We start from the raw sequence: 23,564 nt of genomic DNA on the forward strand, positions 1-23,564 counted from the left end.
AATCTAACTATTTTGTTAAATAAACTACTTTTAGCAAAAATAATTACAAGCCTCTCGCTTGATGCTATAATAGTTACTATTACGTTACTACACTACAGTGAGCGTATTTGTAAAACAAAAGAAGGGATGGTAAAAGCAATGAGTAGATTAGAACTTGCGTCGCCTACAAGAGCTGATATTATTATGGAAGAGCTCTATAAGGATTTGGAACGCAGAATTGAATCGAGCCCGCCAGGATTATGTCCGGTTGATATGGCGCGTGCATTTTTGGAACTATGTCATGCACAGACTTGTGGAAAATGTGTACCATGTCGAATCGGTCTTGGACAATTGAATGGTTTCATCAAGGATGTGCTGGATGGAAATGCGACGATGGAGACATTGGATATTATGGAGCAGACAGCGCTTTCTATTATGGAATCGGCGGACTGTGCCATCGGCTATGAGGCGGCTCACACAGTATATAAAGGATTGATCGGTTATCGTGATGACTATGTGGAGCATATAAAAAATGGGCGTTGTACCTGTACATACAGCCAGCCGGTGCCGTGTGTATCGTTATGTCCGGCACATGTGGATGTTCCGGGATATGTAGCGCTTGTCGGAGAGGGGAGATATAAGGATGCAGTTCGTCTGATCCGTAAAGACAATCCGTTTCCGACTACGTGTGGGTTTATCTGTGAGCATCCATGCGAGGCGAGATGCCGTAGAAATATGATGGATGATGCTATTAACATCCGTGGTTTGAAAAGAGTGGCGGCGGATTTTGCAGGTGAGGTGGAACCACCGGCTTGTGCACCGTCCACCGGAAAGCGTATTGCAGTGCTCGGCGGAGGCCCGGGAGGATTAAGTGCGGCATATTATCTGCAGCTTATGGGACATCAGACAACCGTCTATGAGATGCTTCCGAAGCTTGGAGGAATGCTTCGCTACGGAATCCCGAACTATCGTCTGCCAAAAGAACGCCTTGAAGAAGATGTGAATGCTATTTTAAAAACAGGTGTTGAGGTAAAATACGGTTTGAAGATCGGAACAGATATCACGATTCAGCAGCTTCAGAAAGAGTATGATGCAGTGTTAATTACCATTGGAGCAAGTACGGATAAAAAGCTGGGCTTGGAAGGAGAGGATGCAGAAGGGATCTTTTCGGCAGTGCAGTTTTTAAGAAATGTAGGTCAGAATATCATCATGGATCTGACAGGGAAAGAAGTTGCGGTAATCGGAGGCGGTAATGTTACAATGGATGTTGTTCGTACAGCAAAACGTCTTGGTGCGAAGAAAGTCAGTGCCGTATATAGAAGAAGGACTGCCGATATGACAGCGCTTCCGACAGAGATTGAGGGTGCAGTGGCAGAGGGCATTGAGATGCAGACATTAAAGGCACCGGCTTCTTTAGATGTGGATGAAAATCATCACATCAAGGGGATTTACTTGACACCGCAGATGATCAGTGCAATTAAAAATGGCCGCGCAAGTATCAAACCGACCGGTGAGGAAGATGTGTACATTCCTTGTGATGTTTTAGTTGTTGCGGTAGGTCAGAATATAGAGACGAAGCATTTTGAAGAGGCCGGAATTCCGGTAAGCCGCGGAAAGATCGTCACAAAGAGTAATGGTTCTATAGAAAATCTTCCGGGAGTATTTGCGGGTGGAGACTGTGCAAGCGGACCAGCTTCTGTTATCAAAGCGATTGCAGGGGCGAAAGTGGCGGCTGCCAATATTGATGAGTATTTGGGATATCGTCATGAGATTTCCTGTGATGTGGAGATTCCGGAAGCGCATTTAGATGACAGAACTCCTTGCGGCAGAGTGAATTTGACAGAGCGTGAGGCAAGCGAGCGTGTGAAAGACTGGGAAGGCTGTGAGAATTGCATGACAGAAAAAGAGGCAAAGCAGGAAGCAGGTCGCTGTCTGAGATGTGACCATTTCGGATATGGAATCTTTAAAGGAGGCAGAGAAAAAATATGGTAAATCTTACAATAGACGGAAAGCAGATTACTGTAAAAGAGAATACCACGATCATGGAGGCAGCTGCCCAGAATGGGATTCCGATTCCACATCTATGTTATCTGAAAGGAATCAATGAGATTGCAGCCTGTCGTGTCTGTGTGGTGGAGTTGGAAGGAAAAGAAAGACTGATCACCTCGTGTAATAATGTGGCAAAAGATGGGATGGTCATCTACACAAACAGTCCGAAGGTGAGAAGGCATAGAAAAACGAATGTAGAATTGATTCTTTCACAGCATAATTGTGAGTGTGTCACTTGCCCGAGAAGTGGAAACTGTATGCTGCAGACTGTTGCGAATGATTTGAACATTCTTGAAATCCCATACAAGATGCAATTAGAGAAACAGATGTGGAACAAAGAGTTTCCATTGATTCGGGATTCTTCCAAATGTATCAAATGTATGCGTTGTATTCAGGTTTGTGATAAGGTACAGTCATTGCATATCTGGGATGTGGAAGGAACAGGCTCCAGAACAACGGTAAATGTGTCTGGACATAAGACGATTGAAGAGTCTGCCTGTTCGCTCTGTGGTCAGTGTGTTACGCATTGTCCGGTGGGAGCGCTTCGAGAGAGAAATGACACGGAGAAAGTGTGGGAGGCTCTTTCAGATCCAAATAAGATTGTAGTGACACAGGTGGCTCCGGCAGTGCGTACCGCATGGGGAGAAGAATTTGGGCTGCAGCCAAATGAGGCGACAGTGGGCATGATCCTGGATGCACTCAAGAAAATGGGAGCCGATTATGTGTTTGATACCTGCTTCTCAGCGGATCTTACGATTATGGAGGAAGCAACGGAGTTTATTCAGAGATTTACTTCAGGAGAATTAAAAGATCGTCCAATGTTCACTTCGTGTTGTCCTGGATGGGTTCGATTTGCAAAATCCCAGTTCCCTCATATGGTCAAATATCTTTCTTCTGCAAAGTCACCGCAGCAGATGTTTGGTACAGTTATGAAGACGTATTTTGCGCAAAAACTGGGTGTAAGTCCGGAGCAGATTTTCACAGTCTCAATCATGCCGTGCCTGGCAAAAAAAGGAGAGCAGGAGATGGAGTTGTTCCACGGAGAATATGCAGGTAAAGATATTGATGTGGTACTTACGACAAGAGAATTTGTGAAAATGATTCGAGCGGCGCATATTAGTCCAGAGACATTGAAAAATCGAGAAAGTGATCGTCCAATGCAGGAGGGAACAGGAGCTGATGTGATTTTTGGAACGACTGGCGGTGTAATGGAAGCGGCGCTTCGCAGTGCATATTTTTTCCTTAAAGGTGAGAATGCAGCGGCTGATGCATTTCAGGCAGTGAGAGCGGAAGGCTTCAATGCAAACCACGGCGTGCAGGAAGCAGAGTTTCAGATTGATGATATTACCGTGCGGACAGCGGTGGTAAGCGGACTTGGAAATACAAGGGCGCTGATGAAGAAAATCGAGAGAGGCGAAGTACACTATGATTTTGTAGAAGTGATGGCATGTCCGGGCGGATGTGTAGGGGGCGGCGGACAGCCGATCCATGACGGAGAGGAGCGGGCTTTTGAAAGAGGCAAGAGGCTTTATCAGTTAGATGCAGATGCGAAAATCCGTTATTCACATGATAATCCGGATATCAAGCGCCTCTATGAAGAATATTTTGGTGAGCCGAATGAACATAAGGCGCACATGCTGTTACATACAGATCATCTGGAGAGTATGGAACGATATGGAACAGGATATCGGAATTATAGAGAAGAATAAAACATTTGAAGCAGCAGTTAATCTGTAAGATTGACTGCTGCTTGTTTTAGAATGAAGTTTTTGGACGAATGTCTGAGGTGTAAAATATAATGATAAAATCGTTGTAACTATTGACAATACAACAAAAACGTGGTAAATTTGTTGTAATAAAAAATATTACAACAAATTTATTGGGAGGAATGGATATGAATGTTCAGAGATGTTTGGAAATATTACGTGAAATAAAGGATGTTGCGTTTGCCACAGTTGATGAAAAGGGACTTCCTCAAATTCGTATTATTGATGTGATGCTGGTTGAAAATGAGAAACTGTACTTTTGCACCGCAAGAGGAAAAGATTTTTACAGCCAGATTATCAAAAACAGTCAGGTTGCCATTACTGGAATGAATCAAAATTTTCAAATGATCCGGTTAAACGGTAAAGCTGAAAAATTGGAAGAACACAGAAAGTGGATTGACAGAATTTTTGAGGAAAATCCGTCCATGAACACAGTTTATCCTAATGAGAGCAGATATGTACTCGAAGCGTTCTGTATTGAGAATGGTTCTGTTGAGTTTTTTGACTTGGGAAAAGAGCCGATTGTCAGAGAAAGTTTTATGCTCGGAAGTGCAAAGATAGAGGAAAGCGGGTTTCTTATTACAGATGCATGTATTCAATGTGGAAAGTGCGAACATATTTGTCCGCAAAAGTGTATTACAGAGTATAAAATCAATCAGAAACATTGCCTGCATTGTGGATTATGTGCAGAAGAATGTCCTGTAGGAGCAGTTAAAAAAAGGGGGGAATAAAGATGTTACAGAATATGTGGTTGGTCTTTATAGAAAAAAAGGCTTTCTTTTTGAATCTATTATGGGAGCATTTAGAGATTTCTCTTGTTGCTATTGTGATAGCTGTTTTATTCGGTGGCATAGTCGGAATCCTGATCAGTGAATTTCAAAAGACAGCAAAACTGACTTTGGGAATAATAAATTTTTTATATACAATCCCATCTATTTCTATGCTTGGCTTTTTAATTCCTTTTTCAGGGGTTGGAAATGCGACTGCTGTTATTGCACTGACGGTTTACGCTCTTTTGCCGATGGTAAGAAATACTCACACCGGAATAGCAAATGTTGACCTTGCTATTTTAGAGGCGGCAAAAGGTATGGGAAGTACAAGAATGCAGATTCTTTTCAAGATAAAACTGCCGCTTGCGATGCCGGTTATTTTCTCCGGAATTCGCAATATGGTTACAATGACAATCGCCCTTGCAGGTATAGCTTCGTTCATCGGTGCAGGAGGTTTGGGTGTTGCGATTTACAGAGGTATCACGACAAACAACGCTGCAATGACTATGGTTGGCAGCTTACTCATTGCTCTGCTTGCATTGATCATGGATTTTCTGCTTGGTTTTTTTGAAAAACGAATCAGCAGCCGCAGCGCAAAAGCGAAAAAGGCAAATCGTATAATAGCAATTGTCGTATGTTTACTTTGCCTGTGCCTGACGATTGGCACAATATTTCCTGTTAATAAACAGGATACAATACATATTGCGACAAAGCCGATGACAGAACAATATGTGTTGGGGGAAATGTTGGACATTCTGATCGAACAGGATACCGATTTAAATGTGGAGTTAACACAAGGCGTCGGCGGAGGCACGTCGAATATTGAGCCTACAATGGAAAGCGGTGAATTTGATATTTATCCAGAATATACAGGGACAGCTTGGAATATGGTTTTGAAAAAAGACAGTTTGTATACGGAAGACTTGTTTAAAACAATGCAGGATGAATATAAAAATTCGCTCGGTATGCAATGGGTTGGAATGTACGGTTTTAACAATACCTATGGTTTGGTGGTGCGCCGTGAGATTGCGGAAAAATACAATATTAAAACCTATTCAGACTTGAAAGCTATCTCGAATCAGCTTGTGTTCGGAGCAGAATATGATTTCTTTGAGCGGGAAGATGGATATGATGCTCTTTGTGACGCTTATGGTTTCACATTCAAAAAGACCATGGACATGGATATTGGATTGAAATATCAGGCAATCAATGAAGGGGAAATTGATGTAATGGTCATTTTTACGACAGACGGACAGTTAAGCGTTTCAGATGTTACTGTTTTAGAGGATGATAAAAATTTTTATCCGTCCTATCTGTGCGGAAATGTGATTCGTTCTGAAGTTTTAGAAGAACATCCTGAATTGGCGGAAATATTTAACAAGCTTACAGGGGTTATTTCAGATAAAGATATGGCACAAATGAATTACGCTGTCGAGAGCGAGGGAAAAGAGCCAAGAGAAGTAGCCGAAACGTTTTTGCGAAATGCAAATCTTTTGAAATGAGGTGACAAGAAATGAACACAGCAATTGAATTTAAAAATATCAAAAAAGTATATGGGAACAAAGTTGTTTTGGAAAGATTCAACTTTTCTGTTGCAAAGGGTGAATTTGTTACGATCATCGGTTCTTCCGGATGCGGAAAAACAACGGTTTTAAAAATGATAAATGGTCTTATCGAGCCGACAAGCGGTGATATTTTTGTAGACGGAAGCAATATTCTGGATAAAAACTTGACAGAGCTGCGGCGCAATATCGGATATGCAATTCAGGGGAGCGTTTTGTTCCCGCATATGACAGTAGAACAGAATATTTCTTATGTTCCGAATCTCATCAACAAGAAAAATAAGGAAAAGACCAAGCTTGCAGTTTCCAAATGGATGAAACTGGTTGGTCTTGACGAAGAGTTGAAAGAGCGCTATCCGATTGCGCTGTCAGGAGGACAGCAGCAGAGGGTTGGAATAGCAAGAGCACTGGCGGCATCCCCTGAGATTCTGCTGATGGACGAGCCTTTCGGTGCGGTTGATGAAATTACTCGTGGACAGTTGCAGATTGAGCTGAAACAAATCCATAAAAAAACGGGAATCACCGTTTTGTTTGTCACTCACGATATTTCGGAAGCGCTGAAACTTGGCACAAAGGTGCTTGTTATGGATAAAGGTCAGGTGCAGCAGTATGCAAATCCGGAAGACCTTTTGCGTAATCCAAATACAGATTTTGTAAAACAGCTAGTAGAAAAAGAGAGACGTACCTGCTATTTGCCTGATGAACGCTTAGAAGATTGTGAGTATAGCGGAGCAGGGAATAAGTAGTTCGGATGAGGCGGTGAAGAGATTTATAAATATTTTGATAAAAGTGGGTACAGCATGAGAAAACTGTGCTAAAATAGAAGCAAGATAAGCTGTTTTCCGAGTGATAAATATGTTAAAAAGTAAGGAGATGATTTTTATGAACAATAAGTATGTGGGAACAGAGACAGAAAAAAATTTAAGAAGTGCTTTTTCAGGAGAGTCGGAGGCGAGAAATAAATACACTTATTTCGCTTCCGTAGCAAAAAAAGAAGGTTATGAGCAGATTGCTGCATTATTCCAAAAGACGGCGGATAATGAAAAAGAGCATGCGAAGATGTGGTTTAAAGAATTAAACGGAATCGGAAATACGGCAGATAATCTGAAAGCAGCCGCAGAAGGTGAAAATTACGAGTGGACAGATATGTATGAGGGATTTGCGAAGACAGCAGAAGAGGAAGGATTTCCGGAACTGGCAGCAAAATTTCGCCTTGTAGCCGAGATTGAGAAGCATCACGAGGAACGGTATAGAGCATTATTGAAGAATGTCGAGACGGCAGCTGTGTTTGAAAAAAGTGAAGTGAAAGTATGGGAGTGCAGAAACTGTGGTCATCTTGTAGTGGGAACAAAAGCACCGGAAGTTTGTCCAACATGTGCTCATCCTCAGAGCTATTTTGAAGTTCGGGCTGAAAATTATTAAAATGAAACAGAAAACGGCTTATCTGCTTTAAATAAGGAATGTATGCGAACAAAAAACTTGACAATACTTTCTCATAGGTATATCATGTTTGACGTAAGGACAAAGAGGTCTTGAAAACAGAGTGTAACAGATGTTTTCATGGTATCTTTGTCTTATTCTATTTTATTTGACAGGTCAAAGTAGGAGGAAAGATGAGAACAGATATTTACCAGTCGCCACTATGTGGCAGATATGCAAGTTATGAGATGCAAAATATTTTTTCGGCAGACCAGAAGTTTTCTATGTGGAGAAAATTATGGGTAGCACTCGCAGAGAGCGAAAAAGAATTAGGGTTGCCGATCACAGAAGAACAGATTGAGGAAATGAAGTCACAGATTCATAATATTGATTATGAAGCTGCGAAAAAGTACGAATTAGAACTTCGCCATGATGTGATGGCGCATGTGCATGCGTTTGGAGATGCATGTCCGAATGCGGCTGGAATTATCCATCTCGGAGCAACTTCCTGCTATGTTGGAGATAATACAGACATTATTTTAATGCATACAGCATTAAAGAGAGTGCGCGTGCTTTTAGTCAATGCGATAGACGCACTCAGCAAGTTCGCGGAACAATACAAATCACTGCCAACACTTGCATATACACATTTTCAGGCAGCACAGCCTACAACAGTCGGAAAGAGAGCATGCCTTTGGCTGAATGACCTGTTGTTTGATCTGGAGCAGTTGGACTTTCAATTAGATAGTATGAGACTGCTTGGATGCAAAGGAACAACAGGAACCGGAGCAAGCTTTTTAGAGCTTTTTGACGGAGATGAGAAAAAAGTAGAATTATTAGAACAGAAGATTGCAGAAAAGATAGGATTTTCGAAATGCCAGAGTGTAAGTGGACAAACGTATACACGTAAAGTAGATTTTGCTGTCTTACAGGTGCTTTCAGGAATTGCCCAAAGTGTATCTAAGTTTTCAAGTGACATCAGACTTTTGAGTCATTTAAAAGAGGTGGATGAACCGTTTGAGGAGAAGCAGATCGGTTCTTCTGCGATGGCATATAAGAGAAATCCAATGAGAAGTGAGAGAATGGCTTCTTTGGCACGCTATGTGATCTGTGACCTGCAGAATACCGCAGTGACAGCCTCTGCACAGTGGTTCGAGAGAACATTGGATGACTCGGCTAACAAACGTTTATCTGTACCGGAAGCATTTCTCGCGGTAGATGCAATTTTGAATTTGTATATCAATGTAGTGCGTGGTATGAAAGTATATCCGGCTGTGATCAGACAGCATTTGGAAGAGGAACTTCCGTTTATGGCAACGGAGAATATTATGATGTATTGCGTGAAGAATAAAAACGGAGACAGACAGGTTCTGCATGAGGCAATTCGCCAGCATTCCGTGAAGGCTGCAGAACAGGTGAAATTGTATGGAAAGAAGAATGATTTGTTGGACAGAATCAAAGCCGACGACACATTTGCGCTTTCTGATGAAGAGATTGAGATGTTGATGCAGCCGGAGACATTTACCGGAATGGCTGCACATCAATGCGACAAATTTTTAAAAGAGATTGTGGCACCGGTGCTGGAACAGTCTAAAGATGAACCAAGTGTTACAGCGGATATTAATGTCTGAAAGGAGTTTGAAATATGTTAACAGCGATTGTAGGTACGAACTGGGGCGATGAAGGAAAGGGAAGAATGGTAGACCTTCTGAGCGAGGATTATGACGTAGTTGTTCGTTATCAAGGTGGAAATAATGCGGGTCATACAGTGATCAACGAAAAAGGAAAATTTATTATGAACCTGATGCCGTCAGGGATTTGCCGTGAGGATACGGTGAATATTTTAGGACCAGGAGTGGTAATTGATCTGGAACATTTATACGGAGAGGTACAAAAACTGGAGGAAGCAGGTGTTTCTGTAACTCCAAAGAATTTAAAAATCAGTGACAGAGCAACGATTTGTATGCCATATCACAAGCTTTTAGACTGTCTGGAGGAAGATCGTCTGGCAGATAAAAAGTTTGGTTCTACACGTCGTGGAATCTCTCCGGTATATGCGGACAAATATATGAAAAAAGCGTTCCGCATGGGAGATCTGCTTCACATGGATACATTGAAGAAAAGACTTGCAGATGTGCTTGAATGGAAGAATCTGACTGTGGAAGGCGGATATAAAAATGCGCCGGTTCAGGCGGACGAGATGTTTGCATGGCTTGAAAAATACGGTACATTTTTTGCATCATTTGTATGCAACACAACAGAGTATCTTTCAGATGCAATGAATGATGGAAAATCAATTATTTTTGAAGCACAGCTCGGAGCGCTTCGTGATATTGATTTTGGTATTTATCCATATACATCAGCGTCCACAACATTGGCAGCATATGCACCGATTGGAGCAGGCGCACCATTTGCAAAATTAGATGAGAGCATTGGTATTATGAAAGCGTACTCAAGTTGTGTAGGTGAAGGACCATTTACATGTGAGATGTTTGGAGAAGAAGCAGAGGCTCTTCGTATGGCAGGCGGTGAGTATGGTGCAGCAACAGGAAGACCAAGAAGAGTCGGTGGATTTGATGTGGTTGCTTCCCGTTATGGTGCGAAGATGCAGGGATGCACATATGTTGCATTGACAAAGTTAGATGTGCTTTCTTATATGGATGAGATTCCGGTTTGTACGGCTTATGAGTTGAACGGAGAAGTGATTCATACATTCCCTTCTGACATTGATTCATTGAATGCAGCAAAGCCTGTATATGAATATATGAAAGGCTTTAAGTGCGATATCAGTGGCTGCCGTACAAAAGAAGATTTGCCAAAAGAGGCGCTTGAGTATATCCAATACATTGAAAAAGTGATTGAGTGTCCGGTAAAATATGTTTCTGTAGGAGCAGAGCGTGACGCATATATTAAAACGTTCTAATTTTTAGATGAAAAGTTGTTTGTCTTATGAGCAGATGAACAACTTTTTTATTTTTGTGCGATAACCGGTGGAAGTCAATTAAGAAAACAAGTATAATAAAGGAATGTAAAGTGTAAAATAATAAATTAAATGATGAGAGGTATGTTTTGAATAAGAAAGAGAAAGAACAAAGACATGTTATTAAAGAGGTGTATCCGGATTCAATCGCAGAGGAGTTGGAGATTGAAGCCGGGGATGTGCTCCTTGCAATCAACGATCGGGCGATACAGGATGTCTTTGACTACAGATATTTGATAAAAAATGAATATATTGAGGTGTTGGTCGAAAAACAGGATGGGGAAGAATGGCTTCTGGAGATTGACAAAGATTATGATGAAGATCTTGGAATTGAATTCGAGAATGGGCTTATGAGCGAATACCGTACCTGCAGCAATAAGTGTATTTTCTGCTTTATTGATCAGATGCCGCCGGGAATGCGCGAGACACTTTATTTTAAAGATGACGACTCCAGACTGTCCTTTTTGCAGGGAAACTATATCACGTTGACAAATATGAAGCTGCCTGATATTGAACGTATCATACAGATGCATTTGGCGCCGATCAATATATCCGTGCAGACTACTAATCCGGAATTGCGATGTAAGATGCTGCATAATCGTTTTGCGGGAGAGAAACTGAAATTTTTAGATATCCTATATGAAAACCATATCGAGATGAATGGTCAGGTTGTTGTATGTAAGAATGTCAATGACGGGAAAGAGCTGGAGCGGACGATCGACGATCTCTCAAAATTTCTTCCGTTTATGAGAAGTGTGTCTGCGGTGCCGGCAGGAATTACAAAGTACCGAGAAGGCCTGTATCCGCTTGAGCTATTTACGAAAGAAGAAGCAGGGCAGGTGATCGATATGATCGAGAGCCGCCAAAAGAAATATTATGAGGAATTCGGTCTGCATTTTATTCATGCCAGTGATGAATGGTATATTCTGGCGGGACGGGAATTTCCGGAGGAAGAACGCTATGACGGATATATTCAGCTGGAGAATGGTGTCGGAATGATGCGTCTTTTGATCAATGAATTTCAGGAAGCATTAGAGCAGCTTCGAAGAAGTCAGGAATATGAACAGATGAAGAAATCATTTTCAAGAACGGTTACAATTGCCACAGGTAAACTGACCTACCAGACAATCAGTAAGTTTGCTCAGACATTGATGGAAGAATTTCCGGGACTTACCGTTCATGTATATGCGATTCGGAATGATTTCTTTGGTGAGACGATTACCGTGTCAGGACTGATTACCGGTCAGGATTTGATCGGTCAACTGAAAGAAAAGAAAGAAAGCGGCGTGAAACTTGGTGATACGCTTCTGATTCCAGGCAACATGTTAAGAAGCGGTGAACAGGTATTTTTGGACGATCTGACAGTGGAAGATGCAAGGCGGGCACTTGAGATGGAGGTGACCGCAGTGGAATCAGGTGGACAAGATCTGATCGATGCGATATTGAATGTGGATTATGCTATGGAAAGAGAAAATGATAATTTTGTCTATATACAGGCATATAAAAAAGATGAAAAGTAATAAAAAGTTGGGGAATTCTCCTGTGAAGAAATGAAATCACAGGAGAATTTTTTTTGCATTAGAAAATATCATAGAAGGATATTGGAAACACTAAATAAATTTAAAATTATATTTTACTGTATTGTAATTCGAAAATAAAAATGATATAGTTTGTATATATAAAAATAAAGTTTGAATGAAGGTGAGGAAATGTCATTTACAGAAGAAAAACGAGAATGGATTAAAAAGTATATGTTAGAGAAGATTCGTCAGGACGATGGCGCGTATGCCCAGAAAACGATGGAAAACTTTGAGGTCTCTATTACGACTGTAAAAAGATATCTGAAAGAGTGTGTGGAACAAAAAATCATCGTTCCGAATGCGGATAAAGAATGTGGATATTGCTTGATTACCGTGGAAGAAGAGTGGGAAGTGGACAATGTTGAAGACTTGGAAGAAGATACATTTTACTTTGACAAAGTATCCCCGATTTTAAATGATCTTTCCGAGAATTCCAGAAAGATTTGGTACTATGCGTTTACAGAGATGATGAATAATGCAATTGAACATGCGAAGGCAAAAAGAATCTGTTGTAAGGTGAAGAAAGATGTACTGTATACAGAAATTTCCATTGCAGATGACGGGATTGGAATTTTTAACAGTATTCGACAATATGCCGATCAGCAGCTTCATATCAAGATGGACACGGCACAGGCAAGGATGGAATTGTATAAAGGAAAATTCACAACGAGTCCAGAGAGTCATTCCGGAGAGGGGATCTTTTTTACTTCCAAGATGCTGGCGCAATTTGCCTTGTGGTCAGAAGATGTGGTGTATAGTAATCGGTGTGATGATGAAGCAAAATTTATAAGAAGTCATTTAATTGCTTATTATACAAAATTGAATCATATTGGAACGATGGTACAGATGAAATTGGAAAATGATACGAAGCGGACGGCGCGAGAAGTGTTTGATATGTTTGCGCCTCTTGGGGAAGGGGTTGTAAAGACTCTGATTCCAATGAAAGAATTTTGTCGTCAGGGCGAACCGGTTGCAAGATCACAGGCGAGAAGAATTGTGAGTCGCTTGGAAGAATTTAAAGAAGTGATTTTTGATTTTTCGGAAATTGATTTTATGGGGCAAGGATTTGCCGATGAGATATTTAGAGTGTTTCAGAATCGTCATCCGGATATTGTGTTGACTGTAAATAATGCGAATGAGGAGGTCGCAGGGATGATACAACATGTAAAAAGCAACGGAAACCACTAGTTTTTGTGATTCCCGCTGCTGATGTATTAGATGAGATGTGTGCTCTCTAATTTCTCTGTAAAAGCGTCATTAAGTCGGATGACTGGCTTACGAAGTACAAGTCCAAGAAGTAATGCCGGTATCAGGAAGAGAGCAAGTGTACCAAGTTCTTTCCAATAAGTGTTTCCGTAGAATCCGGCGATACATTCGCGCATGGCATTCATGCTGTGAGTAAATGGAAGCAGCGGATATACTTTCTGGAAAAATTCCGGTGCAACTTCAATTGGGAAGGTTCCACCACTTCCTGCAACTTGCATAACAAGCAGAACAACACAGATTGCTTTTCCGATATCTCCGAATGAAACAGTCAAAGCATAGATGATGCTCACATAGACAATACTTGTGAACCATCCGGCAAGGAGAAATAAAAATGGGTGTTCACATTGAATTTGCAAATAGAACAAATCTCCAAGACAAATGAGTCCGCTCTGTAAAAGTCCGACACCCAGTAAAAGGATACTACGTCCGATATACAACTGGTGGGCTTTCGGATTTCTGAGCTTGGAAACGGTACTTTCCGCTACAGTTACTTTTAGCATGGCAACTAATACAATGCCTCCGACCCAAATTGCAAGTGTTGAGTAAAACGGTGCCATGGAAGAACCGTAGTTGCTGATTGGGTAAATAGCATGCTCTGACAGACTGACAGGAGAGGCAAGGAAAGCAGAGACGCTTTCGGAACCTTCTGACAGCAGAGAGGTCAGAATAGCCATGCCGTCGCTTCCGGAGAATGTCATAGTCTGAGAAGCAGAACTTAGCTTTTCGGAAAGATCCGAAAGTAATGAGGCTGATTCATTTAGTGTGCTGTGTACTTCTGACAAATTTGAAGCTGATTTATCAGATGCTTTGGAGATGTTAGATACACTGTTATTTAGCTGCTGTAATAATGTTGAGACAGAAGAGCCGGTATTATCAACATTGTTTGCTAAGCTGTCAAGTTCATCTTTTACATTTGCTTCAAAACTATTTTTGACATCTGTAATCGATTGAACGCTGTCGGCAATCAGACGATCGACATCTGCTTTTAAAGCGGTGGCATCTTGGGTAGTGCCGGTGATTTGCGATTGTGCAGAATCTAGTTCATTTTTGATAGATGTCTGATGTTCGATTGCTTCAGCAATACGCCGATTGATTGCATCTACAGAAGGAGTCAGAACAGGATAAGACTCTTTGAGTGCAGTCAATGAATCGGATAGGGAAGTATAGCCGTCTATAAGCTTTTGCACCCGGTCTCCGACAGAGGAAAGTGCTGATGCAGTTGTATCACTGTCAGAAGAAAAAGAACTAAGAGCAGAGTCTAAAGCGTCTGAGACAGCTGTATAAAACTTTTTGTTGTCTGCCAATGCCTGATTGACAGCGGTGGTAGTTCCGGTAATTGCAGAAGTGAGAGAACTGATGCCATCTCCTGCATCGTTCAGTGCATTCAGGCTGTCCTGTGTTCCGTTTCCGGATTGTTCGAGAAACTCAGAAGTCGTATCGAGCATAAGGGAAGCGGCGTCTGACATATCTGAAAATGCTTGTACAGTGCCGGCGGCAGAGGATAAATCCTGTGAGATATTTGCAAGCGATGCCGCAAGGTTATCTGTTAGCGTTTTGTCTCCAGATTGCTTAGAGATATCAGCAACATACTGGAATGCTTCTAAGGCAGTCTTAGAAATAGTCTCTGTAAAGGTACTGTTTACCTGTTGTTGTACAGCAGTTGCCCCCTTGTCCGTTATCTTTGGAGCAATTGCATTTTCCTTTTCGTTGATATAGTAAGTGATCTTAGGATGTGTGACATCAGGAGAAAAAAGACTCATCATGTCCTGACTAAAATCTTTTGGAATCACTAATGCTGCATAGTAACGTCCTGACTTGACTCCTTTTTTAGCATCCTTGGCATTTGTGAAAACCCAATTGAGTTGTGTATTTTCATGCAATTCAGATAGAATCTGATCACCTAAGTTTAGTTTGACCGGAATCAGTTCACCGTCGTATCCTTTATCCTGGCTGGCTATAGCAACTTTCAAGTCCCCTGTATTTCCATATGGATCCCAGCTTGCAGCAATGTTGAACCACGCATAGAGGGAAGGAACAATGGTAATTCCGAGAATAACAATCAACGCAATGACGTTTTTACGGATTTTCTTGATGTCGTGATAAAAAATCTGAAATATATTCTTCATAGTCTTAATCCTCCTCCTTTTTGCGGAATGATTCCAGCATTTCATTGAAAGACATACCTGCGAGTTTCTGTTGATTGGCAAATGCGCTGTGGAGATATTCCACTATAATAAGCCATGTTGCAATCAAAATGATGGATAGAATCCAAAGAACAAGGCATACGAGTTTGGAGTCCAGACTGAACATCAAAATCAGGAAAATTAGAGGAACAATCAAAATAGCAAGGAACCCAATTTTTATCATTTTCTGATAGTTCTTTTCAAATGCCTGTGCTTTGGAAGCGGTTTGTATCTGCAATTCTTCCTGTGACAACGAAGCAGAAAGAAGCATAGAAAGTTGTATCTTTTTTCCTACCACTTCAGTTGGTGTTTCGCCGATCATCAATTCCGTCTCGGCTAATTTTTGATCAAACAGTCGGTTGAGCCCAGATAAAAGAGGTCTGATACCAAGTCCGATCAAAAGGGAGATTGGCACATACAGTAGTAAAATGAGCAGATTATGTATATAAGTGCTGCCGTACATTCCAGCAATACATTCTCTCATTGCAGTGACACCATAAGTAAATGGGAGCAACGGATGCAGATTTTGGAAGAAGGCAGGGGTCATCTCGATTGGATAGGTTCCAGAGGAACCTGGAATTTGCAGAATTACCAGTATGACACACAATGCTTTTCCGATATGTTTGAATGTAAGGGAAAGAGCATAAATAATATTTACATATACGAAAGAGCAGACTGCTCCCGTCAGTATTAATGCTGCCGGATTAGTACATTGTACACCCGGAAGGAAAATGTCGCCGGCAGTGACGATAATTCCCTGTACGACGCCTACAGTTGCATACAAAAGCCAACGTCCGAAGTAAAGAGAAGCAGATCCATAATTGCGCATGGAGTGATCTTTGTCTACTTCCATTTTAAAGATGGCAATCAGTACGATTCCGCCTACCCAAATAGCGAGATTCGTATAGAACGGTGTCATGGAAGAACCGTAATTTTTTACCGGATACAGTCGTTCTGTCTGAATCTCTACAGGAGAAGACATGAAGGAAGCGACAGACTTGTCATCGACCCCTTCTAATGAGAGCAGTGTCTGAAAAGCATCAGAACTTGCCAGTGCATTGATATCTGTCTGGATGGTATCAATGTGCCCCTGAACATCCTGCAGAGCGGTTTTTGTGCCGTCAAGTGCTTCGTTTGTACTCTTAAGGCTCTTTTCAAGTTGTGCCAGAATTCCATTCATTTGATCTGCTGTGGCAGGAAAACCATTTAGAAGTCCTGTCAGTTCACCGGTTACAGAAGAAAACAGATCTAAAGTCTGATTTAGCTGAGGAAGTATATTCTGATCTAGTGTAGAACGGAAGGTATGAAGGCTGTCGATGCTGTCAGAAGCAATTCCGGCAATCTCTTTTCGGGAAGTAGATGCAGTTGAAATAGCATCTGAAATACCTTTGTTTCCGACAGTCAAGGAATCTACCAATTCCTGATTACGCTGATTTTGTGCTTGAAGTTTTTGGATACTTTCCGTAATCTTGTCAGGTAAGAAAGAGCTGAGTTCTTCCAAATCAGCTAAAATCTTTCCGTTTAACTCGGTAACAGAATTTGCGGCATCTAAAGCATTTCCAATAGAGTTATTGACAGATTGTGTTTTGGATTCCAGATTGTCAAGTCCCGAAGAAATAGAACTGCTTGCTTGCTCAAGGAGGTTTTCCCCTTGTGAAACAGAACCAGAGAGAGCGGAAGAAAAATCTCCAGCTGCACTTCTGGCGTCCTTTAGGGTTGAGATAGAGTTTTCAAGTGCGGAAGCACCTGATGTCGCTGAATTTTTTAAAGATTCTGAAGTCTTGGCAGCGTTTGCAATGGAAGACTGTGTACTGGCAGTATCGGAAGAAAAGGTCTGGAGAAGCTTTTCGTAGGACGCAAGGTTGTTTTCAGTCTTATTGAGCATTGCAATTACATTGGAATTTACTGTCCCAAGTGTATTGGACAGCTTTCCGGCAGATTCTTTAAGTACGGAGGAGACAGACTCCGATGCCACAGCGGAAAAGGTGCTGTTTATCTCTTCCTGAATCGTGCTGGCACCACTACTTGTTATTTTTGGTGCGATCGCATTTGCTTTTTCGTTGATATAATAGTCTAGTTCCGGAGTTTTTAAATTTCCGGATAAGATACTAAGCAGAGAACTGCTGAAATCTTTCGGGATGACAATGGCAGCATAATATTTGCCTGATTTAACTCCGTCTACTGCTTTTTTCTCAGAGGTAAATACCCAGCCGAGTTGTTTGTTTTCTTTCAGATTATCTAAGATTTCCAGCCCGGCATTAATTGTGATATCTTGATCAGTTGCCTGTGTGTCATTGTTGGCAACTGCAATTTTGATACCGGATGTACTGCCATATGGATCGATATTGGCTGCAATATTGAACCATGCATAGAGCGATGGCAGTAGGCAGACGCCTATCGTAACAAGAATTGCGGCCCGATTATGCATAAGTCTTGATAAGTCGCGTCGGAAAATTCGAAATGATTTTTTCATAAAATACAAGCCTCTTTTCTAAAAATATTCTAGTAAATAGATACCATGTTGATTTTTTTAACAAAAAGTATTATATTAATGAAAAAATCGATTTACAACCATTAATAATTAAGGGAAATGTTGAATTATAGACAGATATGAAAAAAATGTTGGGATACATATAAAATTATATAAAATAAGGAAAGGAAAGAAGAAAATGGATCGCAGAGTCAGAAAGACAAAAAGCCAGTTGAGAGCGGGATTGGCACAGTTGATGAGGGAGAAGAGTATTCGAGAAATTACGGTGAAAGAGTTGGTTGATAAAGTGGATATTAATCGTTCAACCTTTTATCTCCATTATTCTGATATTCCAGGAATGCTCAAAGAGATAGAAGATGAGATTTTAGAAGAGATGGGGAGAGCAATTCAGGAGCATCCGATTGAGGAAGGAGAAAAAAGTATTTATTTTTTTATGCAGGATATGTTCCGGGTGCTGGCAGCAAACAGGGAAATTGGCTGTGCGCTTGTGGGTCCTCACGGGGATATTGCGTTTGTGAGACGAATTGAAAACTTTTTGGAACAATATAGTCGGCATGTGCGAGGAGATATGCTGCCTGAGCAGCTTGCTGAGATGAAGTATTTTTACTCATTTTGCTGGAATGGATGTCTGGGATTTGTGAAAACATGGCTGGAAGAAGGCGAGGATAAATCTCCGGAAGATGCGGCAAAATTAATGTTTCAGATGGTGACCAGTTCCATGCGTGCATTTTTTGATAACGTAGGTGGGAAAACATCAACCGAAAATATTTAGAGAACATGCATAAAAACAGAAAGATAAAACTGTGTAAAATCAATAAAAATGAAAAAGGGTATGGACAAATAGGGACCGGACTGTTATTCTAATTATAGATATTAAGTTTGTTATTACGTGAGGGTAAGCAAGACTGTTTATAATACTTTAGAGAGCGGTATTATAAGCAGTTTTTTTATTCTATAGGAGGGAGCACGCAGATTGAAGATTCTTAGAGTTTTGAACACAAACTCCGTTGTGACAATCGATGAAAAGAAAAGAGAAGTGATTATCACAGGTCCCGGGATTGGGTTTAAAAAGAAAAAAGGTGAGTGTATAGACGATACTCTGATTGATAAGATATATTGCCTGGAAGATCATGACAAGAATCACACATTGCAGGAAATTGTTAAGGCGATATCGGAACGATACCTTGAAATTGTAGGAAAAGTAGTGCAGGCAGCAAAAACGGAGTACCATCTGAAGATAAATGAAGTGTTGTATATCACACTGACAGACCATATTAATTCGGTGATTGAAAGGCATGCCGAAGGTATTCATCTAAAGAATATGATAAAGATGGATATTCAGAAATTCTATCCGAAAGAATATGAACTGGGAGAAAGAACTGTAAAGTGGATACAGGAAGAGACAGGAATTTCACTGGAAAATGATGAGGCAGCTTTTATTGCTATGCATATTGTTTCTTCAGAGATGGAAAGTAGTGACACACCGGTTGTGAGAAAGATTGTGGAATTGATAAATGCAATTATGCAGATTGTCAGAATTCATTTCAAAATAGAGTTTGATGAAACTTCAGTTTCTTATCAGAGATTTCTCACACATTTAAAATTCTTTTCAGCAAGAATTTTTAGTGGAAAAACATATAAAGATAGTATGCATGAGATTTATGATGTTATGGTAGAACAGAATGCATACGCATATAAAGGTGTGGAGAAAGTGTCCACGCTGATCAAAAAACAATATGATTATACGTTGAGTATTGATGAACAATTATATTTGTTGATTCATATAAAACGAATACTAGATGAACAATAGAATAAAATTATTAAGGTTTGTTATTATTCAGTTAAGCAAGACTTGATCATAAAAAGAGGCTATCCCGGGAAATGGCGTCTTTTTGTGGTCGAGTCTTTTTTATATTAAAACCAATAAGCAATGAAGAGAGGGAAAAAGTATGGATTACGAAAGCGTAGCAAAGAAAATTTTACAACGTGTAGGTGGAGCAGAAAATGTCACCGGACTGGTACACTGCATGACCAGACTTCGTTTTAATTTGAAAGACGAGTCCATCGTAGATGATGAGGCAGTCAAAAAGACAAAAGGTGTTATGGGGGTTATGAAGAAAGGAGGACAATATCAGATCATCATAGGAAATGATGTGGGATATGTCTATGAAGAATTGAACAAATTGGGGAACTTTTCAAATCGAGTACCGAAAAAGAAGGAAAACAGCACTGAGAAGAAAAATATTTTAACCATGTTAATGGATACGATTTCAGGAATTATGACTCCTGTCATTCCGGCGATCATCGGAGCTGCGATGATCAAAGTGCTTTTGACATTGCTGCCAATGATTGGAGTGCTAAATACAAGTGGGGATACGTACCAACTCTTGAATGTGATAGGGGATGGCGCATTCTTCTTCATGCCGGTTCTCATTGCAGTGTCTGCATCTAAAAAATTTGGCACGAATGTATATTATGCGGCAAGTATTGCATTGATTATGCTGCATCCTAATTTCATCAGTATGATGACAACCGCGCACGATGCAAATGAGACAATTCGATTTTTAGGCTTTATACCGGTGACATACGCAACCTATTCTTATTCGGTCATTCCGATTATTTTAGCAGTGTGGTCACTGAAATATGTAGAAAAATTTGTGGATAAAATCACACCGGTCATTACGAAAAACTTTTTAAAACCAATGCTTGTCGTATTGATAGAGGCACCGATTGCATTGATCATATTAGGACCACTTGGTGCTATTTGCGGAAATGTTTTATCAGATGTGGTTTATTTCATTCATGATAAATTAGGCTTTATTGCGGTCGGACTCGTTGCAGGTATTTATCCGTTTGTAGTCATGGCAGGAATGCATCATGCATTTACACCGATTAAACTTGGTATGATCGCAACAACAGGATATGAGAATTTTATTTGTATTGGAGAACTTTGTTCAAATATGGCACAGGGAGCAGCATCGCTTGCAGTTGCCATCAAAAGTAAAAATAAAGATTTTAAACAAATTGCAGGTTCCTCTGCATTTTCAGCACTTCTTGCGGGAATTACAGAACCGGCTCTTTACGGAGTAACCTTGCGATTGAAACGACCAATGCTTGGAGCATGTATCGGGGCTGTGGCAGGTGGTTTGTTTGGAGGATTCTTCCAATTGAAATGCTTTGGAATTGCCACACCTGCAATTGTAACGATTGTTCAATATGTGGAAGAAAGCCGTCCGATGAGTCTTTTGATTGCAGCGCTCACAATCTTGATCACAGTGATAGTTGCATTTATTGCTACTATGTTAATCGGGTTTGAAGATGTTGTAGATGAAGATGACGAAGAAGAGTATTTCGAGGAAGTAAAAGAAGAACCAGAGTTGATAGATGGCGAAGACATTACAGTCTTAAACCCATTAGCAGGAGAAATTGTTTCGTTAAATCAAGTGAAGGATGCAACTTTTTCACAGGAAATTTTAGGAAAAGGGGTTGCGGTCATTCCGGCTGAAGGCGTTGTATATGCGCCATTTGACGGTAAAGTAGATATGATGTTTGAAACTGGTCATGCAGTAGGTTTAACGAGTGATAAAGGTGTGGAGCTTCTGATCCATGTTGGTATTGATACTGTGAACTTAAAAGGTCAGTATTTTCATCCGATGAAAAAGACAGGCGATGAGGTGAAAAAAGGAGATGTGCTTCTTACTTTTGAAAAGGAGAAAATAGAGCAGGAGTATGATCTTATGACACCGGTGATTATTTCAAATACAAACCGATATCGAGAAATAAAAGCTGTAAAAACAGGAAAAGCAAACGTGTTAGATTCAATTTTGACAATCAGATAGTAAGTGTGAGAGGAGAAAAATGATGGAACAGATCGAAAAAACAGCATTTCCAAAAGACTTTTTATGGGGAAGTGCCTCAGCAGCATATCAGATTGAGGGGGCATATGCGGAAGATGGAAAAGGAATGACAAACTGGGATGAGTTTGTCAGAATTCCGGGGAAGACATACAAAGAGACGACAGGCGATGTTGCGGTTGATCATTATCACCGCTATAAAGAAGATATCAGGCTGATGGCGGAGATGGGATTGAAAACATACCGGTTTTCCATTTCGTGGGCGAGAATTTTCCCAAAAGGAAAAGGCGAGATCAATGAGAAAGGGATTACTTTTTATGGGGATGTGATTGAAGAGTGTCTGAAAAATCACATTGAGCCAATGGTGACAATCTTTCACTGGGATTTGCCACAGGCGCTTGTGGATTCTTATGGCGGATGGGAGAGCGCGGAAATTATTGACGATTATGTAACCTACGCAAAGACATTGTTCCAAAACTGGGGAGACAAGGTAAAATATTGGATTACATTAAATGAACAGAATATTTTCACTTCACTTGGCTGGCTGACAGCGCAGCATCCGCCGGGAAAATTTGACGATCAGAAGATGTTTTATCAAGTAAATCATCACGCTTTTATGGCACATGCGAAAGCGGTTCTTGCCTATCGCGAGATGGGATACAAAGGTGAGATCGGAGCAAGCTTTGCATACACACCTTCTTATGCGCTGGACTGTAAGCCGATCAATGCAATGGCAAAAAGCAATTATGATGATTTGAAAAATTATTGGTGGATGGATGTCTATGCATATGGACGATATCCGAAAGCGGCAATGACCTATTTGAAGAAAAAGAAAATTGCGCCTCAAATGCAAAGCGGTGATGAAGAAATTTTGAAAGAAGCTGCAAAAGAGATCACTTTTATGGGTGTAAACTATTACCAGAGCTGCGTATGCGAATACAATCCATTAGATGGTGTTACGCCGTACGGAACGATGAACACAACAGGAAAAAAAGGAACTGCACAGGAAATCGGAATTCCTGGAATTTATAAAAATCCGGCGAATCCGTATCTTATGACAACAGACTGGGATTGGAGCATTGATCCTAAGGGACTTCAATTTTGCTGTCGCGAAATCACGAGCCGCTATGCGCTGCCGATTATCATATCCGAAAATGGATTGGGGGCATTTGACAAATTAGAGGAGGATGGTGCGGTTCATGACGTATATCGTGTTGAGTATCTGAAAGAGCATTTGAAAGCATTGGGTGAGGCGATCGAAGAAGGGTGTGAAGTGTTAGCATATTGTACATGGTCATTTACAGATTTGCTAAGCTGGCTGAACGGGTATCAGAAACGATATGGATTTGTATATGTGGATCGCAACGAAGAAGGCGGAACGTTGAACCGCTATAAAAAAGACAGCTATTACTGGTATAAAGATGTGATTGCCACAAATGGTGAAAATCTATATAAATAAAAGAAAACTTCTTGACGATGATAAATTAGTGTGATAAAGTGCTAATAAATGAACGATGAGAAAGAGAAGAGAATCTCGCTTCGCGAGATTCTTTCTTATATAATAGGAAATTCCGATTTTTGTTGGAACAATGAATGAAAATAGCCCGCACAAAGTCGGGCATGAGAACAAGATGACGCTCGTTAGAAGATATAAAAACCTTCTAT

The 23,564-nt window shown here is 40.7% G+C and carries 16 protein-coding genes; 14 read left to right on the forward strand and 2 right to left on the reverse strand.

The annotated features are described in order from the left end of the window. The first annotated feature begins 138 nt into the window (after positions 1-138). The 10 genes from ACTQXY_RS10880 to ACTQXY_RS10925 all read left to right on the forward strand — a co-directional run bounded on the left by ACTQXY_RS10880 (position 139) and on the right by ACTQXY_RS10925 (position 13,293). Positions 139-1,971 (forward strand): NAD(P)-binding protein, encoded by a 1,833-nt coding sequence (locus ACTQXY_RS10880; RefSeq protein WP_441659470.1) that lies wholly within the window; start codon positions 139-141, stop codon positions 1,969-1,971. After that, positions 1,965-3,737, forward strand: a complete 1,773-nt coding sequence (locus ACTQXY_RS10885) for a [FeFe] hydrogenase, group A (RefSeq protein ID WP_441659471.1) — start codon at positions 1,965-1,967, stop codon at positions 3,735-3,737. Before ACTQXY_RS10880 ends, ACTQXY_RS10885 begins: the two co-directional genes overlap by 7 nt. A gap of 185 nt (positions 3,738-3,922) precedes the next feature. Continuing rightward, positions 3,923-4,525 (forward strand): 4Fe-4S binding protein, encoded by a 603-nt coding sequence (locus ACTQXY_RS10890; protein WP_441659472.1) that lies wholly within the window; start codon positions 3,923-3,925, stop codon positions 4,523-4,525. 2 nt (positions 4,526-4,527) lie between these two features. Next, positions 4,528-6,066 carry a glycine betaine ABC transporter substrate-binding protein gene (locus ACTQXY_RS10895; RefSeq protein ID WP_441659473.1) on the forward strand — a complete coding sequence of 513 codons (1,539 nt, stop codon included), beginning with the start codon at positions 4,528-4,530 and terminating at the stop codon, positions 6,064-6,066. Positions 6,067-6,077: 11 nt separating this feature from the next. Beyond that, entirely contained in the window at positions 6,078-6,872 is a 795-nt protein-coding gene (locus tag ACTQXY_RS10900) for an ATP-binding cassette domain-containing protein (RefSeq protein WP_441659474.1), read from the forward strand. 136 nt (positions 6,873-7,008) lie between these two features. Continuing rightward, positions 7,009-7,548 (forward strand): rubrerythrin, encoded by a 540-nt coding sequence (rbr, locus tag ACTQXY_RS10905; protein WP_022250578.1) that lies wholly within the window; start codon positions 7,009-7,011, stop codon positions 7,546-7,548. Between the two features lie 191 nt (positions 7,549-7,739). Next, a complete protein-coding gene (gene purB, locus ACTQXY_RS10910; RefSeq protein WP_373206594.1) occupies positions 7,740-9,176 on the forward strand; it encodes an adenylosuccinate lyase in 1,437 nt (478 codons plus the stop codon). Between the two features lie 14 nt (positions 9,177-9,190). Beyond that, on the forward strand, positions 9,191-10,468 hold the full coding sequence (locus ACTQXY_RS10915) for an adenylosuccinate synthase (protein WP_441659475.1): 1,278 nt from the start codon (positions 9,191-9,193) through the stop codon (positions 10,466-10,468). Positions 10,469-10,614: 146 nt separating this feature from the next. Next, positions 10,615-12,045 carry a DUF512 domain-containing protein gene (locus ACTQXY_RS10920; RefSeq protein ID WP_441659476.1) on the forward strand — a complete coding sequence of 477 codons (1,431 nt, stop codon included), beginning with the start codon at positions 10,615-10,617 and terminating at the stop codon, positions 12,043-12,045. Between the two features lie 189 nt (positions 12,046-12,234). Further along, a complete protein-coding gene (locus ACTQXY_RS10925) occupies positions 12,235-13,293 on the forward strand; it encodes an STAS-like domain-containing protein (RefSeq protein ID WP_441659477.1) in 1,059 nt (352 codons plus the stop codon). Between the two features lie 26 nt (positions 13,294-13,319). Here the strand turns inward: ACTQXY_RS10925 and ACTQXY_RS10930 are convergent, their stop codons facing one another. Beyond that, positions 13,320-15,497: a YhgE/Pip family protein gene (locus tag ACTQXY_RS10930; RefSeq protein WP_441659478.1), complete on the reverse strand. Its 2,178-nt coding sequence runs from the start codon at positions 15,495-15,497 to the stop codon at positions 13,320-13,322. A 4-nt stretch (positions 15,498-15,501) separates the two neighbouring features. Further along, a complete protein-coding gene (locus ACTQXY_RS10935) occupies positions 15,502-18,027 on the reverse strand; it encodes a YhgE/Pip family protein (protein WP_441659479.1) in 2,526 nt (841 codons plus the stop codon). 196 nt (positions 18,028-18,223) lie between these two features. Here ACTQXY_RS10935 and ACTQXY_RS10940 point away from each other — a divergent pair, with 196 nt between their 5' ends. The 4 genes from ACTQXY_RS10940 to ACTQXY_RS10955 all read left to right on the forward strand — a co-directional run bounded on the left by ACTQXY_RS10940 (position 18,224) and on the right by ACTQXY_RS10955 (position 23,358). Continuing rightward, on the forward strand, positions 18,224-18,817 hold the full coding sequence (locus tag ACTQXY_RS10940) for a TetR/AcrR family transcriptional regulator (RefSeq protein ID WP_441659480.1): 594 nt from the start codon (positions 18,224-18,226) through the stop codon (positions 18,815-18,817). 201 nt (positions 18,818-19,018) lie between these two features. After that, positions 19,019-19,855, forward strand: a complete 837-nt coding sequence (gene licT, locus ACTQXY_RS10945) for a BglG family transcription antiterminator LicT (RefSeq protein ID WP_441659481.1) — start codon at positions 19,019-19,021, stop codon at positions 19,853-19,855. A gap of 139 nt (positions 19,856-19,994) precedes the next feature. Next, on the forward strand, positions 19,995-21,884 hold the full coding sequence (locus ACTQXY_RS10950) for a beta-glucoside-specific PTS transporter subunit IIABC (protein WP_441659482.1): 1,890 nt from the start codon (positions 19,995-19,997) through the stop codon (positions 21,882-21,884). 19 nt (positions 21,885-21,903) lie between these two features. After that, complete coding sequence (locus ACTQXY_RS10955) at positions 21,904-23,358, forward strand: family 1 glycosylhydrolase (RefSeq protein ID WP_441659483.1); 1,455 nt, start codon at positions 21,904-21,906, stop codon at positions 23,356-23,358. Positions 23,359-23,564: the final 206 nt, after the last annotated feature.

The organism is Faecalimonas sp. LCP19S3_D12 (assembly GCF_052121495.1).
Lineage (GTDB): Bacteria > Bacillota > Clostridia > Lachnospirales > Lachnospiraceae > Faecalimonas.